Here is a 25326-nt window from a genome sequence, read left to right as displayed (position 1 = left end):
ATGGTGGGGTGCCCAATATATAATCGCCCCCCTGACAAGAGGCGCAGATCGATCATTCCACCCCTTAAAAACCTTAGTAAAAACCGCGGCCTCGTGCAAAAAACACCACTTTCGCAGATGGATAATTGACTCAAACAGAGACAGGACATACTAGTATACCTGTTACGATGGGCGAGCGATGTGAGAGGGCACATCAACGTTCCAAATAGTCAAACGTATCTGGGAGGATCACATGACAGTAGGTTTCACACTTCGCAGCGCACTGCTCGGCAGCTGTATCGCACTCGCGGCGACATCCGTTTCGGCGAAAGAGCTCAGAGGCTGGAACATTCACGTTGAGGACTATCCAGTGTCTATCGCCATGGACTTTTTCGCAGAGTCCATCTCTGAAGCCACGGACGGCGAATTGACGGCAAAGACTTTCCACAATGGCGTTCTGGGCAGCCAGCCTGACGCGATCGAACAGCTTCGCCTTGGCGTATTGGATTTCGGTGAATTCAGCCTTGGCCCTTTCGGGACTTCCGTGCCGGAAGCCAACGTTGTTTCGCTGCCATTCATCTTTTCTTCGATCCCACAGATGTACAAACTCATGGATGGCGAAGTCGGTGAGGCGATTTCCGAAGGCATGCGCGCCCGCGGTGTTGAGCCGCTTGGCTGGTATGACGCTGGCGCCCGGTCCTTCTACAACTCCGCCCGCCCGATCAACACGCCGTCTGATGTCGAAGGTCTGAAAATCCGGGTGATGAGCAACGACCTCTTCGTGCAGATGGTCGAATCCATGGACGGCAACGCGACACCGATGGCATTCTCCGAAGTGTACCAGTCCATCCAGACAGGCGTCGTCGACGGCGCGGAGAACAATCCGCCCTCTTACGAATCGACAAGCCACTATGAGGTCGCAAAATACTACTCGCTGACCGAGCACCTGATCATTCCCGAGTGCCTTTGCATGTCGAAAAAGACTTTCGACTCTTTGACACCCGAGCAGCAAAAGATCGTGAAAGAGGCGGGGCAAGCCTCTACCGAGTTGCAGCGTGAACTGTGGCAGGCCCGTGAAGCGGCTTCCATGGAGACAGTCAAGGCTGGCGGTACGATCGTGAACACCGTAGCGGACAAAGCGCCTTTCCAAGCCGCGATGACACCGGTTTACGAAAGCTTCCTTGAAGCGAACCCTGATCTTGCGCCTTTGGTGGACATGATCCGCAACGCTGAGTGAACCTGCATCGAGTGAATGAATGAAACGGCCCGTGTCCTTTGCGGCGCGGACTGTTTTTCATTCGGACAAAAAAATTAACTCGGCGAGACTGTTATGAGTGGCAAGAAGACCGTTCTGGAAAGATGTGAAACCGTACTTGCGGCCGTTCAATGGGCCAGCATTCTGACGGCGTGTATCGCTCTCGTCGTACTGATCGTTACATTCGGTTGGCTGGTCTTTGGCCGCTATGTTTTGAACGCCACGCCAACTTGGGTCGAGCAGCTTGCGTTGCTCCTGATCTGCTACATTGCATTTTTGGGCGCTGCCGCGGGGGTTCGGGACAACACCCATCTGGGCGTCACACTGTTTCGCGACGTCATGCCCATTCCGGTGCAAAAAGTCATCATGATGGCAATCGACTTTATCCTCGCCGCGTTCGGCAGCGTCATGTTTTACGCAGGCACGCAATTGATGATATTTGGCTGGGATTCCAACCTGCCCATGCTGGAAATCCCCGAGAGCTCTCGCACCCTCGCCATCACCCTGTGTGGCGCTTTGATCGTGCTGCATGCGGGCACGCGCGGCATCATTCGCATTCTTACCTATTCCGATTGGCATCCCCAATTCGAAACGCGGGAGTCCTGATATGGGCCTGGTGATCCTTTTGCTTGTGTTTGCCATCGGCGTCTTCATCGGCTTGCCCGTCGCCTTTGCCATGGGCATCGCTGCCGCCTCTGCCTTCTGGATCGAAGGCTTTCCGATGCTCATCACTTTCCAGCGTGCGACAGCGGGCGTTTCGGTTTTCTCCCTTCTGGCGATCCCCTTCTTCGTCCTCGCGGGCGAGATTATGCTTCACGGCGGGATTGCTGCTAGACTGGTCAAGCTTGCATCGGCCCTCGTAGGACACCTCAAGGGCGGCCTTGCGATGGTAAATATTTTTTCGTCAATGCTGTTTGGCGGCATCTCCGGCTCTGCCGTGGCGGACATCTCGGCGCTTGGATCGATCCTTGTCCCCGTTATGAAAGAGCGTGGATACCGGCCCGACTTTGCGGTGAATGTCACGGTGACGTCGTCCATCGCCGGGATCGTCATCCCTCCCAGCCACAACATGATCATCTTCGCCGTTGCCGCCGGTGGCGGGATCTCTGTCTCCAAACTGTTCCTTGCTGGGGTCGTCCCCGGTCTGTTGATGTGCATCAGCCTTGCGATCGCCGCCTATATCCTTTCCGTCAAACATAACTATCCATCCGAGCCATTCCCCGGATGGCGTGAGGTTGGACGCAGTGCCGCCGACGCGATACCCGGCTTTTTGACCGCCGTGATTATCGTCGGCGGTACGCTGTCGGGTGTGTTTACCGTGACGGAATCCGGTGCCTTCGGTGCGATCTACGCAATCCTTTTGACCAAGTTCTACTATCGGAGCCTGACGTGGCACTCCTTCAAGATCGCTTTGGTCGGTACCGTGCGCACGACGTCGATGGTCATGATCCTTATCGCCTTTGCCAGCTCGTTTGCCTATCTGCTGGCCCTCTACCAAGTACCTGCCCGCCTCAGCGAAGCCTTGGTTTTGATCTCGGATAACCCCATCATCATTTTGCTGATGATCAACGTGATCCTGCTAGTGCTCGGAATGATCATGGATATGGCCGCCCTTATTCTGATCTGCACACCGATCTTCCTGCCTATCGCAAAGGGTCTTGGCATGGACCCGACGCAATTCGGCATCATGATGTTGATGAACCTCGGCCTCGGCCTCTGTACACCGCCCGTCGGAACCTGTTTGTTCGTGGGATGTGCGGTCGGTCGAATCAAGATCGAAACGGCGTTGAAATCGATCTGGCCCTTCTACATCGCGATCCTCGGCGCTTTGATCTTGGTGACCTATGTTCCGGCTGTATCGCTTTGGTTGCCGTCGCTGTTCTGATTTTGCGCTCCCCGCTTTAAGGCGGGGGTTCACTGCTTTCGGTCTGACCTACTACTGTCTCGGGGCAGAGCGTTGCGGCGAAGCGCCACTGAATCGCCCATTCATCCATCTTGTAGTATTGCCGGTGGATGAAGGCCGGGAAAGCGGACCTTAGTGATCTTAGCAGCAAAAGACAGGTTGAGCGATTGCTGACCAATTGAGGTGCAGAGTTCTTCGCCACTGCTGCATAGGCCGCGCCTCTAGGAGCGGCCCAAAGCCGGCCTTGGCCAAAGTCAGTGTTGCCGCAGTGCAGCCCGCCCTTCCTCCCGGGGGTGTTCGCAATCGCGGCGGAAACTGAGTGTCCACCGCGAACGGCAGGAAGGTCCGCCTATCGGACCTCAAGCCTGCTCCAAAAAACCTCGAATGTGAACGTTCAAAATGGGTGTGTTTGTGGCGCTACCAGATAATATCTATAAGCCGCCCATCACTATGTTGACAGACTCCGACCCCACCAGCTGTCGTAGGACCACTTGACTCAGCATATTGCAGTTCACAGGATAGAGTTGATCCTCGATTGCCAAGCAATTTGGCAACGAAGTCTCCAGTATAGCTGGACGCCACTAATGTAGACAGGCCTACATTACCAATAGCTGTTGAGCTTCACCGCATCACAGATTTGCCAACGAATACTTCTTGATCAATGGTTGCTGTTAAGCTGTCACTCGACATGCCTTGTTCGTATGAAAACGCTACCGGTTCGCCGGTACCTCGAACTGTTGATTGTCACCGAGAACTGACCCGGCATTGTCACCGAGACTTGACCCACCCAATTGTTATGTTCTTTGCGTTATGATGGCGTCAATGCCGCTGTCTCCTTTCGTTTCTTTTTGGCTGTCGCGGAGCTGGCCTTGAACCGGTAGCTGTCATTGCCGGTCTCGAGAATGTGGCAACGATGTGTGAGGCGGTCGAGGAGCGCGGTGGTCATCTTTGCATCACCGAACACGCTGGCCCATTCACTAAAGCTCAGGTTGGTTGTGATGACGACGCTGGTGCGCTCGTAGAGTTTACTCAGAAGGTGGAACAGCAACGCGCCACCCGAAGCGCTGAACGGCAGATATCCCAGCTCATCCAAGATCACCAAATCGGCTTTCACCAGCACCTCGGCGATCTTTCCTGCCTTGCCTTGGGCCTTTTCCTGCTCCAACGCATTGACCAACTCGACCGTGGAGAAGAAGCGCACACGCTTGCGATGATGCTCGATTGCTTGAATGCCGAGGGCGGTAGCGACATGCGATTTTCCCGTTCCAGGGCCCCCGATCAGCACTACATTCTCAGCCGCGTCCATGAACTCGCATCGGTGAAGCTGGCGCACTAATGCTTCGCGGACTTCGCTGGCGCCAAAGTCGAAGCCAGAGATGTCCTTGTATGCCGGAAAGCGTGCTGCCTTCATGTGGTAGACGATGGAACGCACCTCACGTTCAGCCATCTCGGCCTTAAGCAGCTGCGACAACATGGGGATCGCTGCATCGAAAGCGGGCGATCCCTGCTCATGCAGGTCCTGCACGGCCTGTGCCATGCCCGGCATCTTCAGGCTGCGCATCATGATGACGATGGCAGCACCGGCGGGATCATGACGCATGACGTGTTCCTTCCGTCGTGCGTAGCCCGTCATATCGTGCGACATTGGCCTCGGGCTCCTTATTCAAAGAAAGGGCCGCAGGCGGGGTCACATCAGGCTGGTCTATCGGTGCGCCATCCACCAGCCTGTGAAGTAGGTTCAATACATGGGTTTTTGTTGGCACGCCCGCCTCCAGCGCCATTTCCACCGCGCAAAGCACGGCCTGTTCGTCATGGTGGAACACCAAGGACAGGACGTCGACCATCTCGCGGTCACCACCTGGCCTACGCAACATCTGATCCTGCAGCTTCCGGAACCCTTCTGGCATCTCAACGAAGGGCGCCCCGTTGCGCAGCGCGCCGGGTTTGCGTTGAACCACCGCCAGATAATGGTGCCAGTCATAAATAACCCGCCCTGGCTGACGGTGTGAGCGTTCAATAATGCGCTCATGCGTGCAGACCACGTAGCCTTCGGCGACGACGACCAGCCGTTCAGGATAGATACGGAGACTGACAGGGCGGTTCGCAAAGCTGGCAGGCACTGAGTAGCGATTACGGTCGAATGCTATTAGACAAGTGGGGGACACCCGCTTGCTCTGCTCGACAAAGCCGTCAAACATTGTGGGCAGTGGCATCAGCGCGGCCTTCTCGGCGTCCCAGACATCCGCAATGTTGCCAGGCAATCTGCCATGCGGTGTCTCGGCCCACAGAAGCTTGCAGCGCTCCTCCAGCCATTCATTCAGCGCATTGAGGTTCGGAAAGGCGGGCATGAGTTGCCAAAGCCGATGGCGGGCGTCGCGCACACTCTTCTCAACCTGACCTTTCTCCCACCCTGCCGCAGGATTGCAGAACTCAGGGTCAAAGACATAATGGCTGGTCATCGCAAGGAACCGTGCGTTTACATCGCGCTTCTTGCCGACACCAATCCGGTCAACGGCTGTCTTCATGTTGTCATAGACGCCACGCCCCGGAACACCCTCAAACACCCGAAAGCCATGCCAGTGGGCATCGAACAGCATCTCATGCGTTTGCAGCAGATAGGCCCGCACCAGAAATGCGCGGCTGTGGGACAGCTTGATATGGGCGACCTGAAGCTTGAGACGCTCGCCCCCGACATAGGCCCAGTCCTCGCTCCAATCGAATTGGAATGCCTCGCCCGGCTGAAAGACCAACGGCACGAAAACACCCCGGTCAGTCGTATGTTGAGCACGCTGTCGTTCGCCCTTCCAGTTCCGCACGAAGGCCGCGACACGCTCATATGAGCCATCAAAGCCGAGCTGAACCAGATCCGCATGCATCTGTTTGGCCGTTCGCCGTTCCTTCCGTGATTTACGCTGCTCAGACAGCAACCAGCCTGTCAGCTTCTCAGCATAAGGGTCCAACTTGCTCGGTCGGTCCAAAATTTGGAACTCGGGCTCAACTATCCCTGTCCGCAGATACTTCTTGATCGTGTTGCGAGACACCCCTGTCCGGCGCGCAATCTCGCGGATGGGCATCTTGTCTCGCAGAGCCCATTTCCGAATAATCCTCAGAAATCCCATGTCTAACACTCCAATAGCTCCCAGCTGATTCAAGCAGGGGCAAGGTTGCACATGGGTCAATTCTCAATGACAATTTCTGCAGTTGCCGGGTCAGTTCTCGGTGACAATCAACAGACTCAGGTCCAAATGCAGCAAGGGGTACTTCCTACTCGCAGTGAAGACTGCCACTCACGGCCCGTTGCTGCCGTTCGCAAGGCTGGCTATTGCTGCGGCGCAGATTCACCAGAGCGGCCATTCGTCCATCGCGTAGCATTATCGGAGGATGAAGGTCGGCAGTGGGGACTTTCCGACACTGTAGCGAAGTTCAGCGTTTTAAGGCGGTGGGACAGAAGTCATCTCAACTGATAAACTTAATAACAAGTAAAGAATAAGGATCTTTGACGGTGACCGACTTAGAATAGCTCGATGACGCAAAGCGAAGGTTCATTGAGGCTCAACGCGAAATTGAAGAACTCAGAACCAAAATCGCTCATGGAAAAATGTCCAGTTAATGAGGGCGATGTTGTTCAGGTTAACTACGATGGCCGAGAGTTCTCATTCGTTGTTGAGTTAGCAACCTACCACCTTGACATGGACCCAATGACTGGAGAGTTGCCTGGTGCTGTCGCAGGTGCTGAGACTGGATGGGCAGCATCTGGTCCGAAAATGCGCAAGTCGGATGGTGAGCCTGGGAAGCACCGCTATTGCATCAACGGTGCCGAATTTAGCCTTGAACATGACCGGTGGGTCTCCCAACCAAAGGGTATCGAAGAAGCTCTCGGGATCGGAAAGCTCAATGAAACCTAAGTCTGCTTGTAATGCGCCTTCTACGCCGATCAGCGTTGAGTTCATGACCATCCGTGGTCTGAAAAATTCTCACACTACTCGAAGACGTTGATGCAGTCAGGCTCGAAAAAGGCCTTTTCTGTGATTGCATCACGCATCTGTGCCGGATCTTCGGCAAAAATGACTACGGCAAGGTCGGACAACGCCCGCGAGCAACAGACATAGAACAAGCGCCGTGTTCGGCCGATTACGGAGTCCCGCCCGGCATCTACATGAGCCTGATCCGTGTCAGAAAGCGGCGTCACACCAAAGTATTTGCCATAAGAGAATGCGTTCGATCTGCCCTCCTGATCATCAACGACCACTAAGACTTTTTCGAATTCCGCGCCCTTGATGCCTTGCTGTGTGGCAAAAGGCGAGAGTTTTTCGATGTATTTCCGGTAGCCCCACAACTCGGATGCTTCGCATTGCATGAAGCGCAGCGCTGCGTTCTCGGGGGCGGGATCGGCTACCTGTTCTTCAGTTTGGGCAAATTTCTCTACAAGCGCGGCGTATCGTTCGTCGAGTCCGAACAAGTTGTTGGCTTCCAGAAAACTAACGACATCGCCGATACGAGCACCGCTGCCGGGCTGGAGCATTCCCACCAGTTTGGCGATTTCGTCTCGCAGCGCATTCAGGAAACCTGCAGTATCTGCAGCGGCCGCGGTTTCGGGCTGGAACTGCGGGCTATGCTTACGCAGCAGGCGCATGATTTCGAATTCGCGCCCCTCCTGACGCGCGAGCGCGACCGGCATGATATACGAGAGGAAGGGCCGCACGACCCAGGCGGTGCCATCGATCAACCCCGAGCTCAGTTCTTCCGATGATTTGTCGTTGAGCGCGCTGTACAGGTCCGGAAACCCGAGACGCGCCGCAGCCATCCGGTGGACCAGCACCAGCAGCCTTAGCGCGCTTTCATCTTCGGTTTCTAACCAGCCATCATCATTGTCCTGATCGGCAAGCCACTGACGCGCATTTTCGAGCCGTTCTTGTCTCTGCTCGTCAGCCGGCAAGATCAACACCCGTGTTGTGCCTTCTACCGGAACCTCTTCACCGTCAACGATTTCACGGCGTCCGCGTGTCTGCTCCAACCCGTCATCTTCGGCCCTGATCCGGTTGATAACGCGCAACACAGCTTGCGGGCACCTGAAATTCTCAGGCTTTTCCAGCGTTTCCCAGCCGTCCTCGGTCTCGATTGGACCGGCCCCCTGCATGTAGATCTTCTGGACCGGATCACCGAAGAAACCGAGACAAAACCCTTGGGGTGTTTCTCTCGCTATGTGGCGCAAAGCCTCGACAAAGGCGGGGTCTGTATCCTGGCTTTCATCGACAAAGATGACGGGAAAGCGCCGCGTCAGGACACTACGCATCAACGTATGATCCTGAATAAATGCGGGGCCAATCCTCAGAATGTCACTGTGACCGAGCACACCATTGGTGTAATCGCTCCCGGTGCCATAGCGAAAATTCTTGACGCGATCGATCTCGGCAAGTTGACCCTGATATCGCAGGATATCCTCGGCCGCACGCGCCTTTGTGGCTTCTCTTGTTTTAGGCTTATCTATCTTTTCCTGCTTTTCGGCAATCTTCTCGTGTAGCCTGCCTTTCACCCATTCGCGGAGATTGTTCTGGAACGGCTTGATTACGGTCCAGAGAAAGCTGTGAATCGTCGAAACGTGGAAGAGATCGTCATTGCCGACATCACCGCGAATTTCTTCGACTGCCACTTCCGTATAGGTGATGCAGGCAACTTCTTGTCCGTTTCTGCGCAACGACGCACCCTGCGTGCGTTCGATCTGAGCCAAGGCCTTTACGAGCGACGTGGTTTTCCCCGAACCGGCGCCTGCCACCATGACAAAGTGGCGGTTGCCGTCTTTGGCGAGCCGCTCATGAAGAGCCGTGTCGGTCGCTGTATTGGGCTTTCCTATACGGCTTGTCATTCGGCAGCACCCCCGGGCTCTTCGATCTCTTGCTCCGCAACGCCCAGTGTATCTTCAAGCCATTGCAGCCCCTCGGCGATATAGCGGGGCACAGTCCAGCCATCGGGGTCTTTGGCGAGCAATGCGAGGGCGAAGTCTGTTTTCTTGTAGTTCGATCCGTGCACCTTATTGTGCAGCTTCAGAGCAAGGTCTTCGAGGTCCTGCGGCGCGCGTATCCGCAGCCTGAGTTCCCGATTGTCGTATTCCTGAGTCCATTCGAGGTTGTCGAAAGCGAAGGCAACTTCGAGTGTCCGACCGGCACGCTCAATCTGTTCATCGCCGCGTGTGAGGTTGACCGTGCACGGATAGGTGACACGAACAGAACCCATGCTGGTCGCGTCACCCGAAATGGTTTTCGCCGCGGCATCGGCGGCCAGCAACTCGTCGATCCTGCTTATGGCCGGGAGCCACCGGGCAAGCATCTGGTTCGAGGTAACGGCATTTGGTGTTTCAGGCGTGCAAGTGCTGCCCGTTGCGACACCGTCCTCTTCGTCTTCAGCCTCCGCCGGTTCAGCCTCTTCGCCTTCGTCCACAGCGGCAGCCGGAGTCACGCTATCCAGGTCGGTGACGACCAGTGTCGTAATCCCAAGAAACTCAATAAGCGTGCGGAACAGGTGTGCGTAAGCACCGCCGATCTCCAGCACGCTCAGGTAACACGATCGCAGGCCCGGCGCGGCCTTCGCGATCATTTGCGGCATGATCAGCCGTTCGACATTGCCTTCCACGAGCACTGCGGCATCAGCAAAGAACAGGTCGCAGTGTGTAAGCTTCAAGTATCTTTCCAGAAAGTCTCGGCTCGGATTGCCGGTTGTGCGGTAGAACGCCGACAAGTTCAGAACTGTCGACGCTTGCTGCGTGCCGTTGCCCTCGCGCCGAAAGTAGCGGATCGGCTGAAAGCCCCTTTCATACAAGATGTGTGGCGAGTGCGTTGTCAGGGCAAGTTGCGTATGGAACCCGTTCGGCGCGTCGTCCTCTGCGGCGAGGATTTCCCGGACCTTGTTGACGAATACCTGCTGCAGCTGCGCATGGAGATGCGCTTCCGGCTCTTCGACAAAAACCAGATGGACCGGCGGACGCCGTTCTTCCGTAGCAACCCATTGCGCGTGAAGGTCGAGCAGCTCGACCACCATGTAAATCAGGTTCTTAAAGCCAAGGCCGTTGTACTTGTCGGGGAGCGTAAGCCCCTCATCGTTAAGCGCATAGTGGACGTGTGCGCCGTCCTGGCTGTTCATCACCGTTGCGGGATTGAGTGCGGACTTGATCATCAGCCGCGGGTTAGTCAGCCCCGGATATCCCAATTGCGCGAGGCGCTCCAGCGTGTCAGCAAAAACCTGACGCAGGTGCTCGTTTAGCAGCGCCTCCGAGGCCGCCAGCGCTCTTATTGCATTCTGGTCTTCCTCGTGACGTTGCAGATTGCGCTGATAATAGCGGCTCAGGTGTCTGGAAAGCTCCTCGGCGCGGCTGCCGCCTTCACTATCCGAGAGGTGGCGCTGTGCATGAAGAAAATCGACTTTGATCAGAGAGCTAATGATATCCTTGCCGGTCCGCCCCTGTTCACGGAGCAATTCCTGCGGCTCGTAGCCGGCGTTGGGCTCCAGATCATCGTTGAACTGCGCTCCATCAAGAACATAATATTTGAAATCGTACTCTTTCCCCAATTCCCCTTCAAGGAATTCGCGTAACGACCGCGGCGAGGCGATATAGGGCTCCTGACCTTCGGGCGTTTCTATCCCCGCCACAGCTTCTTGCGCCTGTTGGTGCCGCTCATTGAAATGCGCCAGCGATTCGTCTGCGTTGCGCGGCGCGAAAGCGATGCGAACACCGACCTGCGATCCCTGCCATTCGAGACGGGGAAGCAGATCGAGTACACGATGAAGGTCGTCCTGCTCTACGGTAAACCACAGATCGAGCGACAACACCGGAAGTGAGGCATCGTCATTCCCGGCTTGAAACGCATCGATATCACTCCAGCGACACGCGCTGATATCGTGGAAACTGACGCGATCGCGGGTCGCGTTGACAAAGAAATTCAACGCATGGCCGACAGACGTCTTGCCACTGTTGTTCGCGCCAACAAAAATCGAGATATCCCGATCGAGGTCAATTTTAACATCCGCCAGGCGGCGAAAGTTCCGAATGGCTAACTTATTCAAATGCATCATCAATCCAAATTAAATTTTGAGCGCTAATTTTGTCGGGTCGCTTAGCGCGATGTTCGTCACACTGCCTCTATGAATCAAGATACTTTAGCAAAAACTCGCGAGAGTGGGCTTGTCTCACTCGGCCAGCGAGGTGTCGAAGATCGCTCCGTGAAAGCACTCGCCAAGTATTACGTTTGCCGCAAGACCTCTTTGGCCGTGGGGCCATGCCTCGAACAGCTGTTCTCAAATTCTTAAAACTATTCCATGACGCTACTTTGATCCCCTTGGGAAATACAAGCGCCAGCAATTTAAGGGATTTTAGTTTTCAGCCTGAATGTCGTCCTTCGCCTCCATCCGCGAGGTTTGTTGGCTGCCCCTGTGTTTCGCGCCCAAGGGCTGCGAGCCAGAGTCGGCACGTATGTTGGTAATGCGCGGATTAAATCAGACCAAGCAACGCTCGGGAATCTGCCCGATGATGGCTACAGGTGCGGACACCCCCCAATGCTTTAAGACAAACTATTTGCGCGGAATTGGCCGTGGGGCTGGGGGGGCTGCCGCCAGTGCTGAGCCTCGTGTAACCTATAAGTCGGTCAAATCGGGTTCGTCCTACTATCAAATGGGTGTGGAGCTTGCCGAGGCTATGAACGCGGACAGCAGCGGGGACATCTCGGTTGCGGTGGAAGAAAGCCAAGGCTCTAACCAGAACGTCATGGAAGTACGCACGCGTGGGGCCGACTATGTCTTTACCTCCCCGTCCTCTCTTGTCGGTCTGGCCCCCCGAACGGCAAGGTTGTGTTTGAGGGCGGGTGTCGCCGCCAAAATACAAAATTCAGCAGCGATATTCTCTTGTGAAACGTAGAAGACCCGGAATGGGACCAGATTGGACCTAACTGCAAATTTTGAGTGGAACGTTGCTGATAAGGCCTTGTTCAGTGTAAACTAAAAGTCGACTGCGCTTTCTGACAAGCGGACGATCGATCATAGTTTTGTCGACGCAAACACTGTAGGGGTTTGTGCTGCCGTCAATCGCAACGATGTCTATGTGCCCCGCAATGTTGATTGACGGCTCGATCAGAGCACGTTTCACGAGACTAAACTCGTGTACCGCTTCTCTGTGAACGCTTGGCAACAGCAAGCGCCAATTGCCTGCGTTGCCACTTAGATAGCAAATCCCAGATTTTGCCATCGGCAAATTCCAATAATTGGTTTCAACGATGCGCGACGCCTCGTTCCGGAACCAAACGGGACTCAGGTGCTCAGCAATATCGATGTAGTACGTCGTAGTCTTTAAAGTCATTTCACTCTCCAAGTTCAGTTACCTAAGAGAGATGGACATTTAGTGATAGACGCGGAAACGCCGACGCCCAATTCTACGAGATTAGTACCAATATAAACGGGCAACAAACGGCCCTAACCGGCCATTGAACCAGCCTTCCAATGCCGCAACGCGGCTTCCCCAGACCGCCCGTTCGTGTATCGCGCGGCATTTTCGGCGGCTGATAGCCCGCAGTGCGGACGTTACTGCAGTTCGCGGCACCTGCTCAATCTGCGCAGCGCCCGTGAGGGCCTTCAAAAATGAAGGGCGGTTTCCGGCCATTCGCCGCAGCCCCGTGCGGAAGCCGATCATGGCCACTTGCGTATTTCGCCATCCACCCGAAGTTCTTTGCACCCCGCGCGACCTTGCCAGCATTCCCAGACGATGCGGGGCATGTTGCAAAGTAAATGAGAATGAACCTTACGGTAGGAGCGGCCCTGCCTGATCCAAATAAGCTAATTCAAAATCAGCGAATTCAGCCAGAAGATCATAATTATCGAACGTGACATAGTCGTCGCGAAATGTGACCAATCCCTGCTCACGTAAGTACCGCAAAACCCGGTTTACATGGACGGCGCTCAGCCCAAGAGCATCTGCGAGGTGGTATTGCGTTAGAGGGCAAGCAAACCCAGTCTTGGTTCCCATGCCGACGAGAGTAAGCCTCGCACCAAGTTCCAGCAGGAAATGTGCCACACGTACCTTCGCATCGCGGCAACCAATTCCCACCAGATGTTCTACGACCATGGCTTCGTCACGAGATGCGGCCCACAGCACAGCGGTGGCAAGACGTGGTGTTCGCGCAAAAGCATCCAAGAGATGAACAGCTTTCACTTCCGTCACTTCAATCTTAGTTACAGGCATGATGCTGTGATCTGAAATGTGTAGTACGACACTGCGTAATCCCAGAAAATCCCCCGGAACCTGGAAGTCGATAATCTGCCGCTGACCGGTCCGCAATAGCTTGTAGGAACAGGCCCAGCCAGAAATCAGGATGTATGCGGCATGATCCAGTTGCCCCTGAAGGACCAGATCGCGCCCAGAAACGAAGGTGCGTCGGCGCTTATGTAGACCATCAAGTACGCACAATTCTGTCTCTGAGAGGGCCACAAATGCGCCCAGTTTGCGGACGAGAGGCTGGCTTTCGATGATGTCCTCCCTTCCGCGTTCATTCGCAAAATTTTGTCTGATAAAGCGCACAATTGACTGATTTCGATCAGGTTGTGGACGTGTGTTTTCTGAAAGTCTGTGGGGAGCATGGTCGAGGAAGGCCATGCAGAGACAATCGCTTTGAAAGGCAATTTACATGTCTGAGCATAGCATCAATTCAGGTATTGCGGCACTTTCAATTTCCGAAGCTTTATTGCTTGCTTTGAACGACGCACATATTTTACCGGAACACGAAATCTTGGGCGTTCTTCGGGATGCCGCTATCACTCATGAAAACGCTGGCGGTTCTGATATTGAAGAGCATAAGGCCGTGGCCGCTTTAATCAACAGGATCATCGCCAGCGGAAACTCTGTTCGTAGACTGTAAGCGTATTACTCATTTGCAACCACTTTTCTGGGCCAGCATCTCTTGAAGACCTGTTGAGTAGCATGTCTTGCTACCGGCCGTTCCAGCAAGATGATGCCGTTGTAGCTCAGACCCCAACCTGTGTTAGCAAACCACGTTTCATAGAATGATAGATCTTGCTCAGCACCAGCCTCTTCGGAGAGGTTCTGGTGCAGCATCTCCTACGTCGTCCGTGTGGTCACTTTTTCTTTCTGTGTTTGTGACCAACTTATGCACGAACGATCTTCGTACCGCGGAACGACCATTCAGGCCCCGAAGCGCGCTCCAAACCCAGTTCACATCAGAAAAGAGGCTGCCATGACCAATTCGAATTTCCCAGATGCGATAGCTGAACTCGCTCGGCATTTTTCTTCATTAGACCAAGATGACACAGAACTCGACATGCAGCGAACTCGCGGGCTGGACGTCGTCGCCGACAATGCCCAACCGGCGAAGGATCAGTTATTTGATGAAATCGAATGGTTCGACAATTTTCCAGTCTGAACACGACGCTGTTTGCCAGCCATTGGTATTTGCACACTGCTCAGTGTGAAGGGTGTTCATTGATAATAGGAAGCGACGGAAAGCTAACCTGCGTCAATTACTGCAGGTTCGCAGAGTGCTTAAATGTCATGTGTTCATGAATTTCGGACCACAACGATTTTTTAATCTCTCATGGGGCGCGAGATATCCTCATCCTCTATCAGGATGCACCCTTATCTCGCGCTTCGTATTTCTACCATAGTCTGAAATGCTAAATCGATGCCGTCTGTTATGGTTGACCCATCTGAGAAATATGGTTCGAGAGCACAGCTCTGGTAAGCACTCGATTGGCACCGCCTGCCGTAAACTCCCTTCACGGCGTCACAACTTAACAATGCTATCTTCGCCACGCAAACCGTCCAGGGCGATCCTGATCGTTTCTTCAGGCATGTTTAAGCGTGAATGGCCGCCCTCCGTTCACGGCAGGCGGCCATGTTGGCTAATTCAGAAACCGGTGTTTACGACAGTTTGTGTGTCACCGCATCGAGTTCTTTATTGGTTTCAGCATCGTTTTTAGCGGTATGCGCCTTCTCGGCAGCTTGGTAATGCTTGAACGCCACGTCCTTCTTCGGACCCGAGGGCGCCTTGTCCCATGCGGCTTTTACTAATTTCATCTTGCTGGAGGTTTTGCTTTGTTCGGGTGTCATTGTTTTGTCCTTTCATGGACGCTCCCAAGAACGAGGCGTATAAACGGGCGGATCTGCTGAAGCCTACTTATCTACACATTCTTCGAAAACTCGGGATGATTGGGCTACAGAGTCTTCTGCGGCTACATCTGCTCTTAATCCGGTCGGGATGGTGTTGCACTGACGCAGGTTAGCCGCCTGGAGATTAAAGACCCTTCGCTACGTTAAGGTGAACCACATACATTCGGTCCACGTACACTGTGCCCAACTGAGGCCAGACTTGCTGGAATACATAAATAATTCAAGATCATGCCACGGGAGTTTGCTGGTGTGAGACGCGCAGCCATCTCGCTGCGTCGTAGAGGTAGGTGGAAGCGCAAAAGGCCTCATAGATCGGTACCTCGGCCTTCTCGGCGGACACGCGGTAACTGAGCATGGCGACCTCACCACAGCGCATTACGCGGCGTTCAGACATGGCGATAGAACGCCAGCCAGTTCGCACTTTGATATGTTCCCAAATCTGATCGCCCTGTAAAATACCCGGCGGATAAGGAAAAATCATAATGGCATTCGTCGCTGTCGTTGTTTGGGCGCTGGCTGCATCGCTGGTCCAGAAGCGCTCTTCCATGTCCCAAAGCGTCGTTTTATCTATGGGCGATACTGTGCCCGTCTTATGCGCAATGTGACTGAGCACTGGAGGGTTTGGCAAAGGAATGGTCATTCGGCCACGCCCCATATGGTGATCGACAGAAAATGGACCATAAACAATACGAGCGCGAGTAGGGACCAGATCACAATGATAGTTACCTGTTGGCCCTGAGCGAGCTCCTTCTTAGAGGGTCTTGGGCCGGGCGCCTGGCGGTCGGGAAGCAAGAGACTTAAATCCTGCGCCACTTGGCCAGCGCTACGTTTCAGCCCAGGCACATCCCGAAGTTGAGACAGTAACTGGGCCAGCCTTACTCGTGCCGCGCAGTGGTCCATTGAGACAAGCGCCGCAGTTTCCGCCCAACGATCAAGATCAAGCCTCGCCAGCGCCGAGAGAACCGTCACGACGTTGCTGTTCCGGTCCTTTCCGACTGGCGAATAGAGAAACTGCTCGAAATCAGGCGGATGTGGGTAGAGGCTGTTGCTGTGGTTCAACATGGGAACTCCTTCCTATGATGTCGTGCTGCGCGCTCAAATTATGGTTCAGAGGCGTGGCGCTGAAAGCCCCAATCTGGTTGATTGTAATCTCGGATCGACGCCGCCGCCCAAACATAGATCAGTGGAGGTCAGGACCTATCTCAGCACTTGCTTACAGCCCATCCGGATTGTCTTTCGAAGGTGGGCGCTAACCTACATCAGTACTTTGATCGCACATGGGGCGTATTGTTGACGGACTGGCGTAAGCACTACGCCCCTTAACCTTGGGAGCGTTCCGGTGACGGGGTCGATAAGGGCCTGCCTTTATCTCGGAATCTTAATATGAACCTGCGGTCGTCTAAATTTACATTGGAGTTCTCGAATGTATTTTGTTTGCCGGGCAACGCGCAGGTGCTTCCCGCTGGCCCTTATGAAGTCCTCATAGAGGAGGAATGCTTACAGGGTCCTACATTCGAAACCTGGCAGCGGAAAACAACCTACTTGCTCGTGCGACAAAAGGGAGCGCGCTCGGGCCAAGTTGACTTGTGGGAAACGACCGAAAGAGCTCTCTTCGAGGCGCTCAGGCGTGATGACGCCACCCACAAAACGAACGGACACAGCGGCGCAGCACTGCCTCTGCCGGAGGACTCGAAATGACAACCCTTGTATGGTTAAGGCCGGGCATTTACGGTGCACTCATAGGTGCTGTGCTTGCCAGCATCGTCGGCTTTACATGGGGCGGTTGGGTAACCGACGGAACCGCAGTTGCGAGAGCGCGCGTTCTGTCTCACAACAACGTTGTTGCATCCATGGTGCCTGTTTGCCTCTACTTGGCCGAGGGCGACCCGGATCGGTCAACGAAATTGGCTACCATTCGGGCGGCCCCATCCGTGCGGAAGCGCGATGCTCTTATGGCATTTGGCTGGGCCACCGTGCCAGGAACCGACACCCCAGATCAAGATCTCGCAAACGGCTGCCTTGCCGCGCTCGATATTGATCGTCGGTCACCTGACGCCATAAACGCGTTGGCAGATGGCGGCTAAGCATCGCTTACGTTCTTTCCACCAGTCCAGCGTCAGCGGTAATCGCTGCCATCGACAGTAAGGCTACGAGCATCTTATCCCTGGCCAGGAGGAGTCGTTCAGTATGGAACCATTCAGAGGAACAAATAAATGGAAAGCCTTACAAGCAGAAGCGTCATTGTCCTATCCAAACCTTTTAGGGTCCCGGGGCACGATGAAACGTTGCCGGAAGGTGAGTATGAAATAGAAACCGAATTGCACCCGCCCCCTGCCCACCAAAGTCCCGGCAGCTGGAAGGCCTCTGTGATAGTGAAACTACAACCTCTGGCATCTCATCCGGGTCTTGCAAGAACCTTGACCCTATCACTGGCAGACCTTGATCAAGCGCAGGCAAGAGACAAAAAGACTGGGACGCAGCTTTCAACGCTGTTTCTTGAAGAGATGCTGGCGGATCCTATGATCCAAATGGTCATGGAAGCTGATGGATACTCAGAAATGCAACTCCGGCACCTTTATTCTGCTCAGATCAAGCCAGGTGATGCCACACGCGCAGGCGCATTTGGACAGAGCCTGAAAAGTAAAAAGGAAATCTTTTCGATCCAAGTCGCAGAAAACGAAGGAATGCCAACCAATCCCAAATGCTGAATCCAGCGTGGAAATTCGGTGCTCAGCAGGCGAAATTTTACGTGCCGCTATTACTGATCCCAGTGAAGGAAAATTCTGCCGGCAACCGCACTAAGCAAGGTTTTGGCGGCGTATGATTTTGGACACAGCGGACCTTGATGCTTACCGCGGCGAAGGTCCGCAAACCGCCCATTGTGTTGAAAAACTATTTGCTGCAGCTGCAAATTTTTAAAAAGTGGGAAGCTGTTCTCTGACAGAGCAATTGTGCCCCGGGGGCGCCGCCAAAATTTCAATAATTTGGAATTTTGTTCTGACAAATTTGGCTTCAGCGCGCTGTGAGAGCGTTTTTCAACACAATCCGCCCATTAGTGAAGGAAGTCGCTGAAAATTCCCACCGAACATCATGATGCTGCCCTGCGGCAATCCGAAGGATACGTTCGCGGTCTGGGAGATACTTATGCGTGACCGAAATTGGCTGTGTGAACGTTGCGAGCGCCCTCGCTCTGAGCGTCAACAGCTGCTTTTCAACTGATTAAAGAATTCACGTTAAATATCTGTGTAGCTGCGGGCGCCAGCATCATTACATGTTAAATTAAGCACGCAGTGGCTCGACTGCAATTGAAGTGGTATGCCGCTTAGTCGCCCCCCCGAAAAGGAGCATTCGTTTTTCTTAGGAGCTGTCAGGAGGGCCTATTAGCGCGCTACGCCATCAGATTATGCATCGCGGAGGGCAAGGGGGATCGAGGCTATACTGAGCTTTGGGCGGTTCGAAACAGTACCTTTCCTTCTTGGATCATTATCTCAGAAGCGCCAAAGCTTCTGCCGAGCGCCGCGTCATAAGCAGGTTTTTCTGGACAGATAATCTTTTCTATACCGCATTGAATTATAGCCCTCGTGCAATCTGCGCAGGGGAAGCGGTTGATATAAATCGAGCAGCCAGTCAGCGGTACGCCTATCCGGGCGGCGTTATAGATTGCATTGCGCTCGGCGTGTTCGAACCAATAGAACTTCTCCCCGCTCGCTCGATCGAAACGGGCGCCCTCGTTTGAGGCGACGCCGCGCGGCAGGCCATTGTAGCCTGTCGCGCGGATTTCATGGTCAGGCCCGACAATCACTGCGCCGACATGGAAGTCGCGGTCTTCCGACCAGCCGGAAACTACCTCGGCCAGTTGAAGAAAGCGCGCATCCCATGTGGCTTGGTCCGCCATGCTTAGCCCGCAAAGACATAGGAGGTTTTCACAATGGTATAGAATTCCACCGCATAGCGCCCCTGTTCGCGCGCGCCAAAGGACGAGCCTTTGCGGCCCCCAAACGGCACATGGTAATCCACCCCGGCGGTCGGCAGGTTGACCATCACCATGCCGGCCTCGACCCGGCGCTTGAAGGTGCGCGCCAGTTTCAAACTGCTGGTGCAAATCCCGGCTGAGAGGCCAAATTCAGTGTCATTCGCCACCGCCAGTGCCTCGTCAAAATCGGCAACTTTGATGACCGTCGCACAGGGGCCGAAGATCTCTTCGCGGTTGATGCGCATCGAATTGTCGGTGCCGACAAAGAGCGCGGGCGCTTGATAAAAGCCGGGCGTGTCACACTCCAACTGCTCACCGCCGATCACCTCAGTGGCCTCGGATTTGGCCAAGGCGACATAATCGAGGTTCGACTTGAGTTGCTTTGCGTCCACAACCGGCCCGATCTGGGTCTCGGGATCAAGCGCGTCGCCGACCTTGAGCGCCTGCATCTGCTTGGTCATCTCGGCTACAAATTCATCATGTATCCCGGCTTCGACAATCAGACGCGAAGAGGCGGTACAGCGCTGCCCGGTGGAGAAGAAGGCACCATTCAGGCAGGCAGAGACGGCCACAGATAGATCCGCGTCGTTCAGCACGACCATCGGGTTCTTGCCGCCCATCTCAAGCTGCACCTTCTTCTTCATCTTGCCGCAGACCTCGGCAATGTGATTGCCGGTGCCGACAGAGCCGGTAAAGGAAATGGCGGTGATGTCGGGGTGGGTCACGATCGCCTCGCCCACGGACGAGCCGCGGCCCATCACCAGATTGAAGACGCCGGGAGGACAGCCATTTTCTTGCAGCAGTTCCGCAATGGCATGGGCGCATCCGGGGGTCAGGTCGGCGGGCTTCATGATGACGCAGTTGCCATAGGCCAGCGCCGGGGCGATCTTCCATGCCGGGATGGCAATCGGGAAGTTCCAGGGCGTGATCAGTCCTACAATGCCCACCGGTTCGCGGGTCACTTCGACATCGACGTTTGGCCGAACCGAGGCTTGCAAATCACCCACTTGCCGCAGGGCTTCTCCGGCAAAGAACTTGAACACCTGACTGGCGCGCATGGTTTCGCCAATGCCTTCGGCGAGGGTCTTGCCCTCTTCGCGGGCCAGCAGTCGGCCAAACTCTTCCTTGCGGGCGGCCAAGGCGTTGCCAACGGCGTCCAACAGATCATAGCGGGCCTGCGGGCTGCTGTTGGCCCAAGCGTCTTGGGCCGCCTTGGCACCCTCGACGGCCTGCTCAACGGAGGCAGCATCGCCATAGGAATAGCTGCCGATCACGTCATTGGTGTCAGAGGGGTTCACGTTGTCCTTGTAGTTGCCAAAGCTGACCCAAGTGCCGTTGATCAGATTGTCGTGCTTGCCCAGATGGGAGAGATTTTCATGTTTGGTCATATGCTTTGCTTTCTGTCTGTTGGGTCAATGAGTCAGCGCGGGCATCAGCAGGTCGATCTGATCCAGCCGGGCCGTCTGGGCGTCCGCTAAGGAGGTGAATGGCGGCAGCGTCTGGGCCCAGAGGTTTGCTGCCGTTCGCCGGGCCACGAGGTATTTCACCGCCGGGATCAGCGGCTCACTGGCAATCGCGGACCGCAGCGCGGCGATCCGCGCCATGGTCTCGGTGTTCGGTGCGCCCCGCGCCTGCCAGACCTGCGCGCAGAGCGGCGCGCTTTGGTTCACCGTGGCCGAGATACAGCCCGCAAATCCCGACGCCGCGGCCTCGGCCAGAGATGTCTCGGAACTGGGGAAGACCGCGAAATCCGGCAGTGCCGCGGTCAGGGTCCGGCAATAGGCCAGATCGCCTGAACTGTCCTTGATGCCGGTAAAGCGCTCGGGATAAGCGCGGTGCAGTCGTTCGATCAAGCGCGGCGTCAGCGGGGTCCCGGTCATCTGCGGGAAGTTATAGAAATAGATCTCGATCCGTCGCGCGCCAAGCCCGTGGTGCAGCGCCTCATACCAGCAAAACAGCCCGTCTTCGTTGACAGGTTTGTAGTAATAGGGCGGCAAGACCAGCGCCACGCCGTAGCCTGCGTCGTCTGCATGCGCAGTCAGCGCGAGGGTTTCCGCCAGTGCGGGCGTGCCGGTGCCAACCATCAGGCGGGCCGTCTCGAAAGCCTCTGCCGCCCAGGTCATGATCTCCTTGCGGGTGGCCGCATCAAAGGAATTGGCTTCGCCGGTGGACCCCAAGATGTTGAGCGCGTCACAGCCGTTTTCCAGCATCCAACGGCAATGTTCAAGAAACGGCGTTTTTTGGGGCACGCCCTGCGCATTCACGGGCGTCGGCACGGCGGCAATGATACCTTGCATCGATAACCTCATTGATCCTGTGTTTCGGGTTGCCGCGCCTCATGGGCGGCGACCTCTGGGTGATCCTTGATTGGATCGGCGCCTTTGTACCAACCGCCCGGCTCTTCGATCTCGCCCCCGGCATCGTGAAAGGCTTCGGCATTGATCCGAACGAATTTCACCTCTGCCCCGGTGGCTTCGTCATCATAGCGGATCGCATCCACCGGGCAGATGCTTTCGCACATGCCACATTCGATGCATTCGGTCGGGTGGATGTAGAACATCCGCTCGCCCTCGTAGATGCAGTCGACCGGACAGGAGGTGGTGCAGATCCCGTCTTTGACGTCGATACAGGCGCTGGTGATGATCAAGGGCATGACGACCTCCTTTTATTTGCCGCGCCAGACCGGGGCACGTTTTTCGCGAAAGGCTGCGACACCCTCATCGGCATCCTCGGATTGCAGCGCGGCGATCAGCGCGGGGGTTTCGTGCTGATAGGCCTCATGCACCGACATATGCGCGGTCTCGCGGGCGGTGGCCTTGATCGCCTTCACACTCAGCGGGGCCGAGGAGAGGATGTCGGCGACCCAACGGTCGATCTCGGCGTCGAGATCGGCGGCAGGGACCACCGCGTTAACCAATCCGAAGCCCGCCATGTCCTGTGCCGAGACCATGCGCCCCGTCATCATCATGCCCATGGCGATGTTACGTGGGATCAGGCGCGGTAGCGTGACCATGCCGCCATCCAGCGGCAGCCGGCCCACCTTAGCCTCGGGCAGGCCAAAGCGCGCGGTGTCGGCGGCGATGAGAATGTCGCAGCCCATCGCCATCTCCAACCCGCCGCCAAGCGCCAGCCCGTTGATCCGCGCGATCACTGGGGTGGTCAGCGTGCCGCGCAAGGCGATCCGGCCAAAGCCGGTGGCGCTGATGTCTTTCCAGTAGTCGACACCGGACATGCCGCTGTCGTCCTTCAGGTCCGCCCCGGTCGAGAAGGCCCGGTCCCCGCTGCCGGTCAGCACCACGCAGCGGATCTCGGAGGTGGCCTCAATCTCGTCCCAGATCTCGGCCAGCCGGGCCTGCGTCGCGCTGTCCATCGCGTTCATCCGGTCGGGCCGGTCGATGGTGACGCGCGCCACATGATCTTCGACAGTGAAGAGAACGCTCATCCTGCGGCCCTTTCCTTCTGCCGTAGGCCAAATTCGGCGATCACCTCTTCGGTATGTTCGCCCAGACGCGGCGGCATCCGGCGGATGCCCATCGGCACGTCGCTCAGGTGCACCGGAGAGCCGACCAACTGCATCTCGCCAAGGATGGGGTGGTCAATGTCCAACAGCATGCCGTTGATCTCGGTCTGCGGGTCTTCCAGCGCGGTGCTCAACGAGCGTACGGGGGCGCAGAGCAAATCTTGGGCCTCCAGGCGCTCCAGCCAATAGGCTGTGGTGTTGGTGGCAAACCGTTCGCGGAAGGTGTCTTGCAGGAAGGGCTTGTTCTTCCGCTGCGTGGCGAGGGTTGGATACTGCGGCGACAGATCCTCGATCTCGAGCGCATTGCAGATGTCCTGCAGTGGGTTGAGCTTGAACGCCCCCACCACAACCAAAGCGCCGTCGGTGGTGTCGAACACGCCCGTCAGCGGCATTGCGGCCCAGTTCAGCACCTCGCGGTGTTTGCTCCACTGCGCGGCCTCCTGCATCTGCATCGCAATCATCGAGTCGTAGAGCGAGACACTGACCTTTTGGCCCTGCCCGGTCTTGGCCCGCGACAGCAATGCGGCCAGCACGCCCTGCACCAGATGCATCCCGGCGGTGTAGTCGCAAAGCGTGGTCGGGTAGATCGACTTGGGGATCGAAGGGTCTGACCTTTTTTCCATCACGCCGCTCATGGCTTGGGCCAGCACGTCCTGCCCGCCTTTGTGGGCATAGGGACCCGTCTCGCCATAGCCGGTGCCTGAGGCGCAGATGATGGCGGGGTTGATCTCTTTCAGCTTGTCGTAGCCAAAGCCGAGCCGCGCCATCACACCAGCGCGGAAGTTGTCGACCACCACATCGGATTCGCGCACAAGGTCATAGACCATCTGCTTGCCCTCGGGCGATTTCGTGTCGATCTCGACCGAGCGTTTGTTGCGGTTAAGCGAGGCGAAGACGGCGTTGTTGACCGCCTCCTCACTGTCCTCGCCATAGAACCCCCGCGACAGGTCGCCGGCGCCGGGGCGCTCGACCTTGATCACATCTGCACCGAAATCGGCCAGCATTTGGGTGGCGCAGGGGCCGAGCATCACTTGGGTGAAATCGATCACCCGGATGCCATCAAGTGGGAGAGTATTCTGCTGCATTAGGGCCTCCTATGCGTCCATTTTTTCTTCGACGAGGGCGTTGGACGAGGGCACATCGCCCGGGTCCGCGCCCTGCGCGCGCATTTGCTTCTGAATTGCGGTCACATCGACGTCACGCAGGGCGGTATTCCCTTGCAGCGCCTTGGCCACGGCGACACCGGCGGCCTCACCTTGCGACATGCAGGGCGGGATCTCGCGCGACATCTTCTGGGCCTCGCTTTCGACCGAATAGTGGCGGCCCGCGACGATCAGATTGTCGACACCTTTGGGCAGCAGCGCGCGGTAAGGGGTGTAGTAGTCCCGGCCCCGGCAGACGCTGTCGGCAAAGTGGCGGCGGCTTTTGACGTCGTCTTTGGTGACGACATATTCGCCCTGCAACAGACGGGTCTGGCGGACGCCCATCTGCTCGGCCGCGCCCAGCATCTTGGCATTCTCAAAGCCGGGGATGTTCTCGCGGGCATAGGCCAGCAATTTCATCATCCGCTCGCGGCCCTCGAACTCGGCCTCGACCATATGCTCGGGCGACATGCCGTCATAGCCCGGCATATGCGGGCAGTTGCACCAGACGACGCCCGGCAGCGGCGTCTTCAGCCACCACATGCCCCAAGCGCCACCGATGATCCGGCGGGCCTGCCGGTCGATCTTTTTGTATTCCTCAGGGTTGGCGTATTCAAAGGCTTCGGCCTTGTCGGTATCCACGTCGCAAAGGCGGAAGACGGTGGTCACGATGAACTGCCCGTCGATGAAGGACGCGCCGGCCGAGGAGGCCACATCCAGATCACCACTGGCGTCGATCACCATGTCTGCCTTGATCGCTTGGCGGCCCAGTTTGGTCTGGCAGATCACGCCGGTCACCCGGTTGTCTTCGACCAGCGCCTCAGAGAACCAGCTGTGCAGGCGCAGGTTGATGCCCGAGTCCTTGACAAGATCAAGGCTGACCCGCTTCCAGGCGTCGGGATCAAAGGCCACGGCGTGGATGATCGGCTGCGGCATCCCGGTCTTGTGGAAGTCGATGCAGCCCCAGCGGGACCATTTCTGCCACATGTCCCAGTTGGTCAGGCAGTCCTCGGACGGTGGGTAAACCGCCCCGTCTTGCTTGACCATCCGGTCGACATATTCGCTGACGATGCCGGTGGTGACGACTTCATTGCCTTCATTGACCATGTCGTCGAGGACCAGAACCATGCCGCCAGAGGCCATGCCGCCGAGGTGGTGGTAGCGCTCCAGCAGGGTCACTGAGCAGCCGTTGCGGGCGGCAGAGACCGCGGCGGAGACCCCTGCCGGGCCAGCGCCGATGACGACGACATCGGTATGAGCAACAACCGGAACCTGCTCGCCGCGGGTTTGAACGTGATCTTTGATTTGTGCAGTCATGTGACGTACTCCTTTCGGTGCCCTGCCTGACCCTCGGGCCGCAAGCAGTGCAATTTACGTTTGTTTTCAGTTTATTG

At 56.3% G+C, this 25326-nt stretch carries 24 protein-coding genes; 9 read left to right on the top strand and 15 right to left on the bottom strand.

Going from position 1 to position 25326, the window contains the following annotated elements:
* The first annotated feature begins 232 nt into the window (after positions 1-232).
* The 3 genes from BM229_RS13740 (at position 233) to BM229_RS13730 (ending at position 3119) form a co-directional block, all read left to right on the top strand.
* A complete protein-coding gene (locus BM229_RS13740; protein WP_093928213.1) occupies positions 233-1216 on the top strand; it encodes a TRAP transporter substrate-binding protein in 984 nt (327 codons plus the stop codon).
* A 93-nt stretch (positions 1217-1309) separates the two neighbouring features.
* Positions 1310-1840 carry a TRAP transporter small permease gene (locus tag BM229_RS13735; protein ID WP_093928212.1) on the top strand — a complete coding sequence of 177 codons (531 nt, stop codon included), beginning with the start codon at positions 1310-1312 and terminating at the stop codon, positions 1838-1840.
* A 1-nt stretch (position 1841) separates the two neighbouring features.
* Complete coding sequence (locus BM229_RS13730) at positions 1842-3119, top strand: TRAP transporter large permease (protein WP_093928211.1); 1278 nt, start codon at positions 1842-1844, stop codon at positions 3117-3119.
* An 826-nt stretch (positions 3120-3945) separates the two neighbouring features.
* Here BM229_RS13730 and istB read toward each other — a convergent pair.
* A complete protein-coding gene (istB, locus tag BM229_RS13725) occupies positions 3946-4737 on the bottom strand; it encodes an IS21-like element helper ATPase IstB (RefSeq protein WP_093928210.1) in 792 nt (263 codons plus the stop codon).
* Positions 4727-6256: an IS21 family transposase gene (istA, locus tag BM229_RS13720; protein WP_093928209.1), complete on the bottom strand. Its 1530-nt coding sequence runs from the start codon at positions 6254-6256 to the stop codon at positions 4727-4729. The genes istB and istA overlap by 11 nt, the downstream gene beginning before the upstream one ends.
* A gap of 405 nt (positions 6257-6661) precedes the next feature.
* Here istA and BM229_RS13715 point away from each other — a divergent pair, with 405 nt between their 5' ends.
* Positions 6662-7042 (top strand): hypothetical protein, encoded by a 381-nt coding sequence (locus BM229_RS13715; RefSeq protein ID WP_093928208.1) that lies wholly within the window; start codon positions 6662-6664, stop codon positions 7040-7042.
* Positions 7043-7116: 74 nt separating this feature from the next.
* Here the strand turns inward: BM229_RS13715 and BM229_RS13710 are convergent, their stop codons facing one another.
* The 3 genes from BM229_RS13710 to BM229_RS13690 form a co-directional block, all read right to left on the bottom strand.
* Positions 7117-9000, bottom strand: coding sequence for a UvrD-helicase domain-containing protein (locus BM229_RS13710; RefSeq protein ID WP_093928207.1), 1884 nt, complete (start codon positions 8998-9000; stop codon positions 7117-7119).
* The gene (locus tag BM229_RS13705; protein WP_208604086.1) at positions 8997-11201 is read right to left on the bottom strand and encodes an ATP-dependent nuclease; all 2205 of its coding nucleotides are present in this window, start codon (positions 11199-11201) and stop codon (positions 8997-8999) included. The genes BM229_RS13710 and BM229_RS13705 overlap by 4 nt, the downstream gene beginning before the upstream one ends.
* A gap of 1714 nt (positions 11202-12915) precedes the next feature.
* Positions 12916-13644 carry a Crp/Fnr family transcriptional regulator gene (locus BM229_RS13690; protein WP_244152228.1) on the bottom strand — a complete coding sequence of 243 codons (729 nt, stop codon included), beginning with the start codon at positions 13642-13644 and terminating at the stop codon, positions 12916-12918.
* A gap of 154 nt (positions 13645-13798) precedes the next feature.
* Here BM229_RS13690 and BM229_RS13685 point away from each other — a divergent pair, with 154 nt between their 5' ends.
* Both BM229_RS13685 and BM229_RS13680 read left to right on the top strand, forming a co-directional pair.
* On the top strand, positions 13799-14029 hold the full coding sequence (locus BM229_RS13685) for a hypothetical protein (RefSeq protein WP_093928203.1): 231 nt from the start codon (positions 13799-13801) through the stop codon (positions 14027-14029).
* Between the two features lie 336 nt (positions 14030-14365).
* The gene (locus tag BM229_RS13680) at positions 14366-14551 is read left to right on the top strand and encodes a hypothetical protein (protein ID WP_093928202.1); all 186 of its coding nucleotides are present in this window, start codon (positions 14366-14368) and stop codon (positions 14549-14551) included.
* A 497-nt stretch (positions 14552-15048) separates the two neighbouring features.
* Here the strand turns inward: BM229_RS13680 and BM229_RS13675 are convergent, their stop codons facing one another.
* From BM229_RS13675 to BM229_RS13665, 3 genes are all read right to left on the bottom strand, one after another.
* Positions 15049-15237: a hypothetical protein gene (locus BM229_RS13675; RefSeq protein WP_093928201.1), complete on the bottom strand. Its 189-nt coding sequence runs from the start codon at positions 15235-15237 to the stop codon at positions 15049-15051.
* 286 nt (positions 15238-15523) lie between these two features.
* A complete protein-coding gene (locus BM229_RS13670) occupies positions 15524-15937 on the bottom strand; it encodes a hypothetical protein (protein ID WP_244152188.1) in 414 nt (137 codons plus the stop codon).
* A complete protein-coding gene (locus BM229_RS13665; protein ID WP_093928199.1) occupies positions 15934-16359 on the bottom strand; it encodes a hypothetical protein in 426 nt (141 codons plus the stop codon). Before BM229_RS13665 ends, BM229_RS13670 begins: the two co-directional genes overlap by 4 nt.
* Before the next feature lie 632 nt (positions 16360-16991).
* On the opposite strand from BM229_RS13665, the gene BM229_RS13655 reads away from it, so the two are divergent.
* From BM229_RS13655 to BM229_RS18435, 3 genes are all read left to right on the top strand, one after another.
* On the top strand, positions 16992-17381 hold the full coding sequence (locus tag BM229_RS13655) for a hypothetical protein (protein ID WP_093928198.1): 390 nt from the start codon (positions 16992-16994) through the stop codon (positions 17379-17381).
* Between the two features lie 129 nt (positions 17382-17510).
* A complete protein-coding gene (locus BM229_RS13650; RefSeq protein ID WP_093928197.1) occupies positions 17511-18005 on the top strand; it encodes a hypothetical protein in 495 nt (164 codons plus the stop codon).
* Positions 17999-18121 (top strand): hypothetical protein, encoded by a 123-nt coding sequence (locus BM229_RS18435; protein WP_276326645.1) that lies wholly within the window; start codon positions 17999-18001, stop codon positions 18119-18121. The genes BM229_RS13650 and BM229_RS18435 overlap by 7 nt, the downstream gene beginning before the upstream one ends.
* 609 nt (positions 18122-18730) lie before the next feature.
* Here the strand turns inward: BM229_RS18435 and BM229_RS13645 are convergent.
* From BM229_RS13645 to BM229_RS13615, 7 genes are read right to left on the bottom strand one after another with little or no spacing between them, the layout of a single operon-like run.
* Positions 18731-19192, bottom strand: coding sequence for a deoxycytidylate deaminase (locus tag BM229_RS13645; protein ID WP_093928196.1), 462 nt, complete (start codon positions 19190-19192; stop codon positions 18731-18733).
* A gap of 2 nt (positions 19193-19194) precedes the next feature.
* Positions 19195-20658: an aldehyde dehydrogenase family protein gene (locus tag BM229_RS13640; RefSeq protein WP_093928195.1), complete on the bottom strand. Its 1464-nt coding sequence runs from the start codon at positions 20656-20658 to the stop codon at positions 19195-19197.
* 24 nt (positions 20659-20682) lie between these two features.
* The gene (locus BM229_RS13635) at positions 20683-21567 is read right to left on the bottom strand and encodes a dihydrodipicolinate synthase family protein (RefSeq protein WP_093928194.1); all 885 of its coding nucleotides are present in this window, start codon (positions 21565-21567) and stop codon (positions 20683-20685) included.
* A gap of 8 nt (positions 21568-21575) precedes the next feature.
* On the bottom strand, positions 21576-21923 hold the full coding sequence (locus BM229_RS13630) for a 4Fe-4S dicluster domain-containing protein (RefSeq protein ID WP_093928193.1): 348 nt from the start codon (positions 21921-21923) through the stop codon (positions 21576-21578).
* A 12-nt stretch (positions 21924-21935) separates the two neighbouring features.
* Positions 21936-22712: an enoyl-CoA hydratase-related protein gene (locus tag BM229_RS13625; protein WP_093928192.1), complete on the bottom strand. Its 777-nt coding sequence runs from the start codon at positions 22710-22712 to the stop codon at positions 21936-21938.
* On the bottom strand, positions 22709-23875 hold the full coding sequence (locus BM229_RS13620; RefSeq protein WP_093928191.1) for a CaiB/BaiF CoA transferase family protein: 1167 nt from the start codon (positions 23873-23875) through the stop codon (positions 22709-22711). The genes BM229_RS13625 and BM229_RS13620 overlap by 4 nt, the downstream gene beginning before the upstream one ends.
* 9 nt (positions 23876-23884) lie before the next feature.
* A complete protein-coding gene (locus BM229_RS13615; RefSeq protein ID WP_093928190.1) occupies positions 23885-25249 on the bottom strand; it encodes an FAD-dependent oxidoreductase in 1365 nt (454 codons plus the stop codon).
* Between the last annotated feature and the right edge of the window lie 77 nt (positions 25250-25326).

The sequence above is a fragment of the Sulfitobacter dubius genome (assembly GCF_900113435.1).
Taxonomy (GTDB): domain Bacteria; phylum Pseudomonadota; class Alphaproteobacteria; order Rhodobacterales; family Rhodobacteraceae; genus Sulfitobacter; species Sulfitobacter dubius.
Note: the sequence above shows the minus strand (reverse complement) of the source record. Positions and strands in the feature narration are given on the sequence as shown.